Genomic DNA, 10,336 nt, shown 5'->3' with positions numbered 1-10,336 from the left:
GTCCTGGATGGTGCGTTCGCCGCGGGAATAGACCTTGACCAAGGCTTGCTCGATGAAGGCGTCAGAATACACTTTGCTCATGTTGTCTCCTAAAAATGTGAGGTGACAACTAGCGTGACACAGGGGGATTGCCGGCACTGACCCCGGAGCACTGCGGGCACTGACCCCGGCGCACTGCGCATTGCAGAGTTCGTGTGCGATTGCCGGCACTGACCCGGCGCACTGCGCGTACTGCAGAGTTCGTGTCCGATTGCCGGCACTGACCCCGGCGCACTCTGACCCCGGCGCACTCGGCACTGACCCTGGCGCGCTGCACAAGCAGCAACATTGCCTCAACACTTACGTCACGGCGGCGATACTCGACTTCCTGTCCGAAAGGCGGCACTGACCCCGGCGCACGCGCGCGCGCAGGCGTGTATCCATGCCCTCTAGGAACATAGGTGGTAGAGATTCCCGCCTTCGCCGGAATGACGGTCTGGAGGGTACGTCTTAGGCTTGCGTTGACGGCGTCAGGCACTGACGCCGGCTACTGCCGGCCATGCCCTGCACCGGCTTAGGCAAAAAAAAGCCACCCATCGGGTGGCTTTCCATTCGCATAGCCAAGCACCGCGCAGCACGCGACCCTCAAGCAATCCTTAATCCAAGCTAATCTTCTGATCCTTAATCAGCTTATGCCAGCGCACGGTCTCGATGCGCAGCAATTCCGCATACTGTTGCGGCGTGCTGCCGACTGGTTCGACGCCGAACTCGATCAGCCGCTGTTTAACCGCGGGCAGATTCATCGCGTCCACCAGGTTTTTATTCAGCGTGGTGAGGACCGCCGGCGGCAGACCTGCCGGCGCAACCACGCCAACCAGCGCAGCCGCTTCGACGCTCTTCATTCCCAGTTCAGCGAAGGTCGGCACCTCCGGCAGTTGCGGCAAGCGCGTTGCGTTAGCCACTGCCAGCGGCCGGATCTTACCGCTCTTAATAAAGCCACCGCCTGCCGCCATATCGACCATCATCGCTTCGATCTGTCCGCCGACCAAATCGGTCAACGCCGGCGCTGCGCCGCGATAACCAATATGGTTCATGTCGACGCCGGCGGTCACCTCGAGCAGTTCCATCGCCAAGTGGTGCGGGCTGCCTGCCCCGGCCGAGCCGTAATTAACGGCGCCTGGCCGCAACTTGGCTTTCGCCAGAAAGGCCTTCACATCCTTCGCATCAGAGGCTGGGCCGACGACCAGGATCATCGGAAAGCGTCCCAGCAAAGCGACCGGCGTCAGATCCTTGACCGGGTTGTAGCTCAACTTCGAATACAGCGCCGAATTGAACACCATGGTGCCGTTATCGGCGTTGAGGATGGTATAGCCATTGGGCGCCGAGCGCGCCGTATCGGCGGCGGCGATGGCGGTATTGGCGCCTGCCTTGTTCTCGATGACTACCTGCTGCTTGGTCTGTTCGGCCATGGCGTTGCCGATGGTGCGGGCGAGGAAGTCGGAGCCGCCACCGGGTGGATACGGCACCAGCCAGCGAGTCGGTTGAGACGGGTAAGCCTGGGCGTGTGCGGCGACGCTGGCGGCCATCGCGGGCAGTGCGAGCAGACAGGCTGCAAATACTTTCTTCACAATTACTCCTCAGTTTTCGTTAAATGAGCACACCGATACATGACTAATCATACAACCGATATCGTAAAATAAAGTGTCGCCATCGCGTCAACGTGGAGAAAATTATATGAATGGCGCATTTGGCAGAGCGGCCCCGAGGGATCCCAGCAGCACTCATCTAAGTGGAACGTCACATCATGCATAGTCCCGACACCAGCGCCGGCCGATCCGGCTGTCCGATCGATCACACGTCCCCAGCGGGTTGTCCCGTCACCGAGCGGGCGGCGGCGTTCGACCCGTTCGAGGACGAATACCAGCAGGATCCGCCCGAGTATCTGCGATGGTCGCGCGAGCAAGAGCCGATCTTCTTCAGTCCGAAACTGGGCTATTGGGTGGTGACGCGGTACGACGACATCAAGGCCATCTTTCGCGACAACATCACCTTCAGCCCATCGATCGCGCTCGAGAAAATCACCCCCACTGGTGAAGAAGCCAATGCGGTACTGAGCTCGTACAACTACGCGATGAACCGCACGCTGGTCAACGAGGACGAGCCGGCGCACATGGCGCGGCGCCGGGTATTGATGGAGCCGTTCACCCCCGAGGCGCTGAAGCACCACGAGCCGATGGTCAGGCAACTGGCGCGCGAGTACGTCGACCGTTTTATCGACGATGGCCAGGCCGACCTGGTCGATCAAATGCTGTGGGAAGTTCCGTTGACGGTGGCGCTGCATTTCCTCGGCGTGCCGGAAGAAGACATGGATTTGCTGCGCAAGTATTCCATCGCGCACACTGTCAATACGTGGGGCCGGCCAAAGCCCGAGGAGCAAGTCGCCGTCGCTCACGCGGTCGGCAACTTCTGGCAGCTGGCCGGCAAGATTCTCGAGAAAATGCGGCTCGATCCGAGCGGGCCGGGATGGATGAAATACGGCATCCGCAAGCAGGCTGACTATCCTGACGTCGTCACCGACTCGTACCTGCATTCGATGATGATGGCTGGCATCGTTGCAGCGCACGAGACGACCGCGAATGCGGCGGCGAACGCGTTAAAGATCTTGCTCCAGCATCCGACCGCCTGGCGGGAAATTTGCGAGGACCCGAGCCTGCTGCCGAACGCCGTCGAAGAATGCCTTCGCCACAATGGTTCGGTAGCAGCGTGGCGCCGACTTGTGACGAAGGATGTGCGGATCGGCGGCATCGATATCGCCGCCGGCTCGAAGCTGCTGATCGTCATGTCGTCGGCCAACCATGACGAGCGCCATTTCGAGGATCCCGACCTGGTCGACATCCGGCGCGACAATTCCAGCGAACACCTGACGTTTGGCTACGGCGCCCATCAATGCATGGGGAAAAACCTGGCGCGCATGGAGCTGCAGATTTTTCTCGAAGAGCTCACCAAGCGGCTTCCGCACATGCGCCTGTGCGAGCAGAAGTTCACGTACGTGCCGAATACGTCGTTCCGCGGGCCCGAGCATGTGCGGGTCGAGTGGGACCCGGCGCTCAATCCGGAGCGGGCGAATCCACAGTTGCTGGACACGAACTCGCCGGTCCGCATTGGCGAGCCGTCGCGGCATGCGATCAGCCGCAGCGTGGTTGTTGCCGGCATGACGAAGCTTACGGAGGACATCGTGCGGCTGCGATTGACGTCGCCGGATGGCCGCGCATTGCCGCGCTGGATGCCAGGTGCGCATGTCGATGTCGAGTGCGGCAGCCCAGATATGTCGCGGCAATACTCGCTGTGTGGGGACCCGGATGATACCCAAGGCCTCGAAATTGCCGTGCTGCGAGAATCGGACAGCAGGGGCGGTTCTGTCTGGATTCATGACAACTTGAAAGTGGGAGACCGGCTCAAGATTCGCGGCCCGCGCAATCATTTCCGCTTTGATGAATCGGTTAAGCGCGCCATTTTTGTGGCGGGTGGCATCGGCATTACACCGATTATCGCCATGGCGCTGCGTGCGAAACGCCTCGGTATCGACTATGAAATTCACTACAGCGGCCGCGCGCGCAAGACGATGGCGTGTGTGGACGAATTACTGGATATTCACGACGGTCGCTTGCACGTGTATGCCAAGGATGAGGGACGCCGTTGCGACTTGACTGCGCTACTTGCTACACCCATGGCCGACACGGCGATCTATGCGTGCGGGCCGACGCGGATGCTTGAGTCGCTGGAGAGCTGCTGCGCTGCCTGGCCGGACGACGCGGTGCGGTTTGAACACTTCTACTCGACCATTGGCACGCTCGATCCTGCAAAGGAACACGCCTTCGAGGCCGAGCTGAAAGATTCCGGTATTGTGATTACGGTTGCGGCCGACCAGACACTGCTCGCAGCTTTGAGAGCGGCCAACATCGACGTTCAAAGCGATTGCCTGGAGGGTTTGTGCGGCTCGTGCGAGGTGCGCGTGCTATCGGGACAAGTGGACCATCGGGATGTAGTGCTGACGCGGGCTGAGCGGGACGAGAGCAGCAAGATGATGTCGTGCTGTTCGCGCGCGGTGGGAGGTAAGTTGGTGCTGGAGTTATAGCTACAACGAGCTGACTCTGTACATTCGAAACCGGTTTAGTACCGAAAACGCCATGGCTGATAGGCTTGCGGGATCTCCTTCATTTCCCGACACCACTCTTTTTCTGCAAGCTTGCTTAGTGCCTGCAGATCGACGGAGGACGCGTCCTCATAACCAAAGGCGGCAAGCACCTCGGTCGCCATTATTGAGAACTCGGAGAATTGGCGGGTAACCATGAAGCTGATGTCCAACGAGAGGAACACGGGAAAACCAACGCTTACAGGGATATACCAATAAAGCCACCAGCGCCATTAGCATGCTCCGTGATGGCGATTGCTTCCGCATGTGTCGCAGACGAAATATGTCAGGCTTGGAACTCACTTCGGCGCTTCTACACCTCGTGTCTCTTTGGCCATCAGTACGTAAACATCTTTTCCAGTCGAACGCTTCAGTCGCCAAGGGTAATAGTAGAAAATCAGATACCCTCGAACTCCTAGCCCCAGGCTCATGAGGACAATCGGTACTCCTGCGACTGAGAGAAAGATGTTGATGAAGGACGCGCCGACAAAATTGCTAAGTGCGGTTGCGAATGGGACGGTGAGAAACGCCAGCAACAGGAAAACGATACTCAATGTGTTCGGCGGGAATTGGTCAAGTTTCAGTCTTTTCTCGAACAATAATTTGTCGCCTTGTTGCATGTAGTAGATTGCATCCTCCTCCTCCTTGTAGACTTCGCTCTCATCGTCGGGTCGTTAAAAATTCGACGATAGTGCTTCACGAAACGTCGGCACCACCAGGTCACCGCGACCGTGTAGCCAAGAAGGAGCATAAATCTGAACGATATATTCAGGTCGCTGAAAATGACAATGCCCAACCATGGGATGACTCCGACGACGGCTGTACTGCCAACGCAGAAAAGCGCAACTCCAAATATTTTGACCGCCAGTCCCAGTGAAAGAACCTAGGTACGATCATTAAGATCACTGAGATCAGGCTTTGCGCGGCGCATAACAGAGCAAGAATATTTCTTTCGAATGGCAACGTGGGCGCAGCAGCGAACGCCAGTGGAAGACAAACTAGCCCCAGCAGAAAGGGCAAAACGCGATAGTGCTCGAGAAAGTGCGAGGCTGGGCTATCGCGGGGTTCAAGGCGTCAAGGTTCTTCAAAACGTGATCCTCTCGTAGTCCTTAGGATACAAGTCCATCAAAACTTGCCATGCTCCTTCAATTGAATCACCCGCGCGTCGCAGCGCGGGCGCAAGCGCCGAAGCTAACCCATCGCAATTTGGGGACGCTACTGCAGATTGCATCGATGTGGTTGCGGTGGATGGGACGCTCTCCGCCTTGATCGAGCGTGCTGCGGCCGAGAGACTGTTCGGCACTGGCGCGGATCTCGGCGCGCAGGTTGTTGTGCATCATGTGAACGGCACGCACCACCACAAACGTGCGTTCCTCATCGGTACCAGCGTCGAATTCGGCATGGTCAGTCAGCGTGAATGTCGTGCCTGGCGCCAGCGTGCGGACCGTGCCGGCGCCGGTGTGCACTTGCTGCCGCGCCTCGAACGCCTCCATCTGCCGCTTGGCGATGCGCGCGCCATGCTGGCGCGTCGGGTAGCCATACACGCCGGGGCTGTCGCGGCTGGTCAGCGTCATAAAGCCAGGTTCGGCCGTGGCTGCCTGGGCAGGGCGCATGTCGAGCGAGCGATAGTCCCCGCTGGTGATGTCGATGGCATTGGTTTGCAATACCGCTTCGCTGCGCCAGCGGTCGATGCTGTCTTCTTTGCTCGTAGCGCGCGAAACCGCCGTTGGCGCCGATCAACTCGACCTGCGTGATGTGCCCATGGAAGGCACGCCAGCCGGCGCCGCCGACAGTGGCCAGCTCAAGCAGAACGGGCTGGCCGATCAGGGCCTTCAGCGGGATTGCCGCATCGGTCGACAGGGCGGCGATGCGCACTACGAAGCCCTCGCTCAGTCCCTCCTCGGCGCGTACGCACTCGGCCAGCAAACCGGCGCCAAGTGGCGTCGTTAGCTTGAGCAAGCGGGTGTCGTGGGTGAAGCGGGAAAGCAGTGCCTGCGCGGTGGAGGCTAGGGACATGAACGCTACTCCGGGATGGGTAGCGCACAGCTTAGAAGCATTCTTCTCGTTAAGATTTAACGTGCGTCATTGTTTTGCGCAGACGCAAGGGTTTTCAGGCGAGCGGCTGCATGAACTGGGTGCTGAGGAATTCGGCGATGCGATCCTGGGTCGCGGCAAGGTAAGGGATGTTCATGTGGTCCGAATCGGGCACGGTTTCATCCTTTTGCAGGCGGCCAAGTTTGGCCACCAGCAAATCGGTATGCGAGTGTGGGACGACGTCGTCGAACGCGGCGCGCAACACATACGTGGGCGCCGTCAACGCGGAGGCGTATTTGACCGACTCAAAACGATGGCGCAAAACGTATTCAATTGGCATGGCGCGAAAGCGCCGTTTGGCGATTGCCAGAATCGAATCGTAAGGGGTGATCAACACCACCGAATTGGCGGGGCGCTCCATCGCCACTTGCACGGCAACGCCGGAGCCGAGGCTGCGGCCGACGACGGCAATGCGTTTCGGATCGACGTGGCCGCGCTCGGCCAACCAGTCAAACAGCATGCGGCCGTCATCGACCATATGCTGCTCGGCCGGATCGCCTTGCGAATCGCCGTAGCCACGATAGTTGACCGCCAACACCGCCATGCCGGGGAACAGTTTGCCGGCGTCGCGCGCCACCCACGAGACTTCCTCGGAACGGCCGCCGAAATAGACGACGCCTGGATGCGGGCCGACCACGGACGGCGTCATCAGCCAGCCGGAGAGCTTGGTGCCGTCCTTGGCGCGCAACACGATTGGACGAGTCCGGTGTCCGCTGCTGCGCGGGCGCAGCACTTCACGCTTGATGTTCGGATTGAACACCAGGCGGCGCTGGTTGGCAGTGATGGCCGCCGCCATGCCGAGCCACAGCATGCTTGCGATGCCAGCAACTCCCGCGACTTTTTTTGAATTGTTCATAGGCACTAGTTTAACCCCGTTTGTCGTCACTTGCCGAGCGATCCGCATCGGTGCGGTGCGCGCAATCAAAGATCGTGGCGCGCGTGGCGGGCGTACAACGCTGCTGTGCGGAACGTGGCGCGCGGCCCGGCATTGTGTACTATCTGGTTTAGGAAAACGCCGAGCAGCTTCGGAATCGGCCTGGGCGCAGGCTGGTGAACCTGGAAAAATTGGAAGGCGAGCAATGGCAGACGTCGCGCTGATTACGGTGCACGGCATGGGCGAGACGCCGCGCGAGTATGCCGCGGACCTGGCAAAGCGCCTGCGCGCGCGCATCGGCCCGAGCTTCGACCGGCAAGTCGACCTGCGCGCTGTGTACTACCAGCAGATCCTGCAGCCGAACGAGCAGGAAGTGTGGCGCCGGATCACCGGCAACAGCAGGGTCCGCTACGACCAGTTGCGCAAGTTCTTGCTGTTCGGTTTTGGCGACGCTGCCGGACTGGAAAACCGCAAGGAAGACAGCGGCTCGGTCTATGAACTGGCGCAGATCGAAATTGCCAAGACGCTGCTCGACGCCTACGTTGCCAGCGGACCCAACACGCCAGTGGTGCTGTTGTCGCATTCACTCGGCTGCCAAGTGCTGTCGAGCTATATTTATGATGCGCAGAAAGCGCGAAGCGGCGTGCCGGTCGCGGCCGGCGTGTGGAAGGATATCGATCACTGGTCGCGCACCTTGCAGGGACGCGCGCTGACAGAATCCGAGAAAGCGTTTCTCGCCTGCGGCACCTCGCTGGGTTGGATCACCACCGGCTGCAACATCCCCATTTTTGTCGCCGCGCACAAGGAGATGACGATCATCCCGATCGCTGCGCCACGACCCAGCTTCAAGTGGCTCAACCTGTACGACCCGGACGACGTGCTGGGCTGGCCGCTGCAGCCGTTGTCGGAGGGCTATCGGTTGCTGGTCGAAGACCGTGCGATCAACGCCGGCAATGGCGTCATCAACTTTATCGTCAAGAGCTGGAACCCGATGTCGCATGCATCCTATTGGCAAGACGACGAAGTGATTGCGCCGCTGGCGTCGATGCTGACCCAGCTGATGCGCTGAGCGGCCCGTTTCAGGCGCGGCGCAGCTTGAAAACGGCGCGGATCTGGCCAACCGCGGTGCCACGCACGTTCGTCAGTTCCGGCTGTCGGTAGGCATCGAGCTGGTCGCGCCGGCGCGTGTCGAGTAGTCCCAGCTGGTCGAGCACGCTGAGGGTCGCCACCTGCAGGCTGCGGGTAGCGCCGTCGGCAATCTTGATGGCGATGCCGAGTCCGGCGGAGCGGATGCCGATCGTTTGCACGGCATCGGCACCGACCTTGCTGACCCAGTCGCCGCCGCCGGCCTGCATGTAGGCGACGTCGCTGCGCGCTGTGCCCGACACCAGGTCGGGATGGCCGGTCATGGCGTCGAACAAGTCGCCCATTGGTGCACCGAGGCGCCGGTCGGACCGGCCTTGCGCCAGGCGCGCATACAAGTGCCCCAGGCGGCTCAGCGGCAAGGCGTAGTTAGGGGCCGAACAGCCATCAAGACCACTCGGCATCGTGGCGTCATCGAGCTGGACCGTCTCGGCCAGGGTGGCCCGGATTGCCTGTTGCAACGGGTGGCCCGGATCGACATACTGCGCCGTCGGCTGGTCATGCAGGCGACACCACGCCAGAAAACCGCTGTGTTTGCCGGAGCAGTTGTGATGCAGCGACGTCCATCGCTGGCCGGCCGGCACTGGCAGGTTGACGCTGTCGTAGTACAACGGCGCGTGGCAGCCGCACTCGAGATGGCTGTGGTCGAGGCCGATCTTGCCAAGAATCGACGCTACCGTGGCAGTGTGTTTCGGCTCGCCCGAGTGGCTGGCGCACAGCAGCGCCAGTTCGGCTGGCGTTAACGCGAAGCGGGCAGGACCGTCGGCAAGCAGGAACGGCAGCGCCTGGAACGGCTTCAGGGCGGAGCGGGTAAACGTCATGAAGTCAGGGTCGCCGGCCGACCACAACAGCTTGCCGGCGGTGTTGACCACGGCAACCGAGCCGAGGTGGACGTTTTCGGTGACGTAACCGGTAGCCGGGTAGCCGCGGGTGGTTTCGACCAGGGGGACCAGCTGCATGGAGTTCTCGCTTGTAACGAATGACGATCTCCCACTGTAAACGAAAATCCGCGCACGCCCAACAGGGCGCTCGCGGGCTGGTCAGAAGCTGGTCGGAATGCGCACCGTCAGCGACACGTCCGGCGTATCGCGCGTGAGGCCGGCGCCGACCGCGACGTTGAGCGTACGCTTCTCGCTGAGCCTATACGAGTAGCCCAGCAGCAAGGTGCCGAGCTGGGTGCGCACCGAACCTGGCACCGGCACGTCGCCCTGCCTGGTGCGGGCGATCGAGCTGTGGTCGTAGCCGAGGCTGAACGAGGCCCTGTCGTTGAGCGCGAGACCCATGCCGAAGTTGAACCCGATCGCGCCGCCGGGCTTGATCTCGTCGAGAAATTCGCGTTCGCCGCCCAGTACCAGCCGGCTGATGTCGGTGCGCCTGAAGTTGTGCATGTAGCTGATGCTGCCGAAAAACACGGCAGGGTCGGACGGAATCAGCCATGTCAGGCTGGGCTGGACGGAATAGAAACCGGAGCCGGTGGGTAGCTCGAGCGGCAGGCCGCTGCCGGTGACGTTCTCGCCGGTGCAGCGCCTGGTGCAGTCCGTGACGACGCTGAACGGATCGCGCCCGGTGCGCGACTTGAAGCGCAGGCCGCCAATGAAATATGCCGCGTCGGCGCCGCCATCGTTGAGCTGATAGCGCAGCGCCAGTTCGGCGTCGCCGGCCTTGCGCCCGCTCGTGTCGAACACGCGCTCGACGGCGGTGCCGGTAAACAGCTCGCGGCTGACGGCGGTGTCGGAACGGTACACATACGGCGCCCTGAATTCGGCCTCGAGCCGGTTGGTCAGACCGAACCGCGCCGACAGCGCCGCGGTGACCGTGTTGCGCTTGACTTCGCGCACGTCGATCAGGCCGATCAGCAGGGCCGGGATGACGGTGTAGCCGACCAGCGCAACACGGTTGCTCGACGAGTAGCTGAACTGCAACGATGGCTCGAGCACGAGCTTGCCGCGCGGCGTGAGCACACCAGGCTGCTCGAACAGCGGCGCCACCGCCGGCGGGCGGCCGTCGCGGCGCGGCGGGCGGCCCACGGCGCGGCGCGGCGGCGCGGCTGCGCT

General features: G+C 61.4%; 9 protein-coding genes and 1 pseudogene. 2 read left to right on the top strand and 8 right to left on the bottom strand.

Annotation, left to right across the window (positions count from 1 at the left end):
• Positions 1-635: 635 nt before the first annotated feature.
• Entirely contained in the window at positions 636-1,565 is a 930-nt protein-coding gene (locus tag CR105_RS26665) for a Bug family tripartite tricarboxylate transporter substrate binding protein (RefSeq protein WP_099793922.1), read from the bottom strand.
• 218 nt (positions 1,566-1,783) lie between these two features.
• On the opposite strand from CR105_RS26665, the gene CR105_RS26660 reads away from it, so the two are divergent.
• Complete coding sequence (locus CR105_RS26660) at positions 1,784-4,114, top strand: cytochrome P450/oxidoreductase (protein WP_099793920.1); 2,331 nt, start codon at positions 1,784-1,786, stop codon at positions 4,112-4,114.
• A gap of 35 nt (positions 4,115-4,149) precedes the next feature.
• On the opposite strand, the gene CR105_RS26655 is transcribed toward CR105_RS26660, so the two are convergent.
• From CR105_RS26655 to CR105_RS26640, 5 genes and pseudogenes are all read right to left on the bottom strand, one after another.
• A complete protein-coding gene (locus CR105_RS26655) occupies positions 4,150-4,329 on the bottom strand; it encodes a hypothetical protein (protein ID WP_131021882.1) in 180 nt (59 codons plus the stop codon).
• Between the two features lie 141 nt (positions 4,330-4,470).
• Complete coding sequence (locus tag CR105_RS26650) at positions 4,471-4,791, bottom strand: hypothetical protein (protein WP_099793916.1); 321 nt, start codon at positions 4,789-4,791, stop codon at positions 4,471-4,473.
• A 534-nt stretch (positions 4,792-5,325) separates the two neighbouring features.
• Entirely contained in the window at positions 5,326-5,835 is a 510-nt protein-coding gene (locus CR105_RS29170; RefSeq protein WP_229414147.1) for a contractile injection system protein, VgrG/Pvc8 family, read from the bottom strand.
• A 114-nt stretch (positions 5,836-5,949) separates the two neighbouring features.
• Positions 5,950-6,187, bottom strand: a pseudogene (locus CR105_RS29540) (hypothetical protein); the annotation flags it as partial.
• A 94-nt stretch (positions 6,188-6,281) separates the two neighbouring features.
• On the bottom strand, positions 6,282-7,076 hold the full coding sequence (locus tag CR105_RS26640) for an alpha/beta hydrolase (protein WP_307189662.1): 795 nt from the start codon (positions 7,074-7,076) through the stop codon (positions 6,282-6,284).
• Between the two features lie 268 nt (positions 7,077-7,344).
• On the opposite strand from CR105_RS26640, the gene CR105_RS26635 reads away from it, so the two are divergent.
• Positions 7,345-8,208: a hypothetical protein gene (locus CR105_RS26635; protein WP_099793910.1), complete on the top strand. Its 864-nt coding sequence runs from the start codon at positions 7,345-7,347 to the stop codon at positions 8,206-8,208.
• A 10-nt stretch (positions 8,209-8,218) separates the two neighbouring features.
• Here CR105_RS26635 and CR105_RS26630 read toward each other — a convergent pair whose 3' ends face one another.
• Positions 8,219-9,241 (bottom strand): asparaginase, encoded by a 1,023-nt coding sequence (locus CR105_RS26630; protein WP_099793908.1) that lies wholly within the window; start codon positions 9,239-9,241, stop codon positions 8,219-8,221.
• Positions 9,242-9,322: 81 nt separating this feature from the next.
• On the bottom strand, positions 9,323-10,336 hold a 1,014-nt coding region (locus CR105_RS26625), incomplete at its 5' end, for an acetate kinase (protein WP_229414145.1).

Source organism: Massilia eurypsychrophila (assembly GCF_002760655.1).
Classification (GTDB): domain Bacteria; phylum Pseudomonadota; class Gammaproteobacteria; order Burkholderiales; family Burkholderiaceae_D; genus JAFCUW01.
This window is presented reverse-complemented; position numbering and strand designations above follow the sequence as displayed.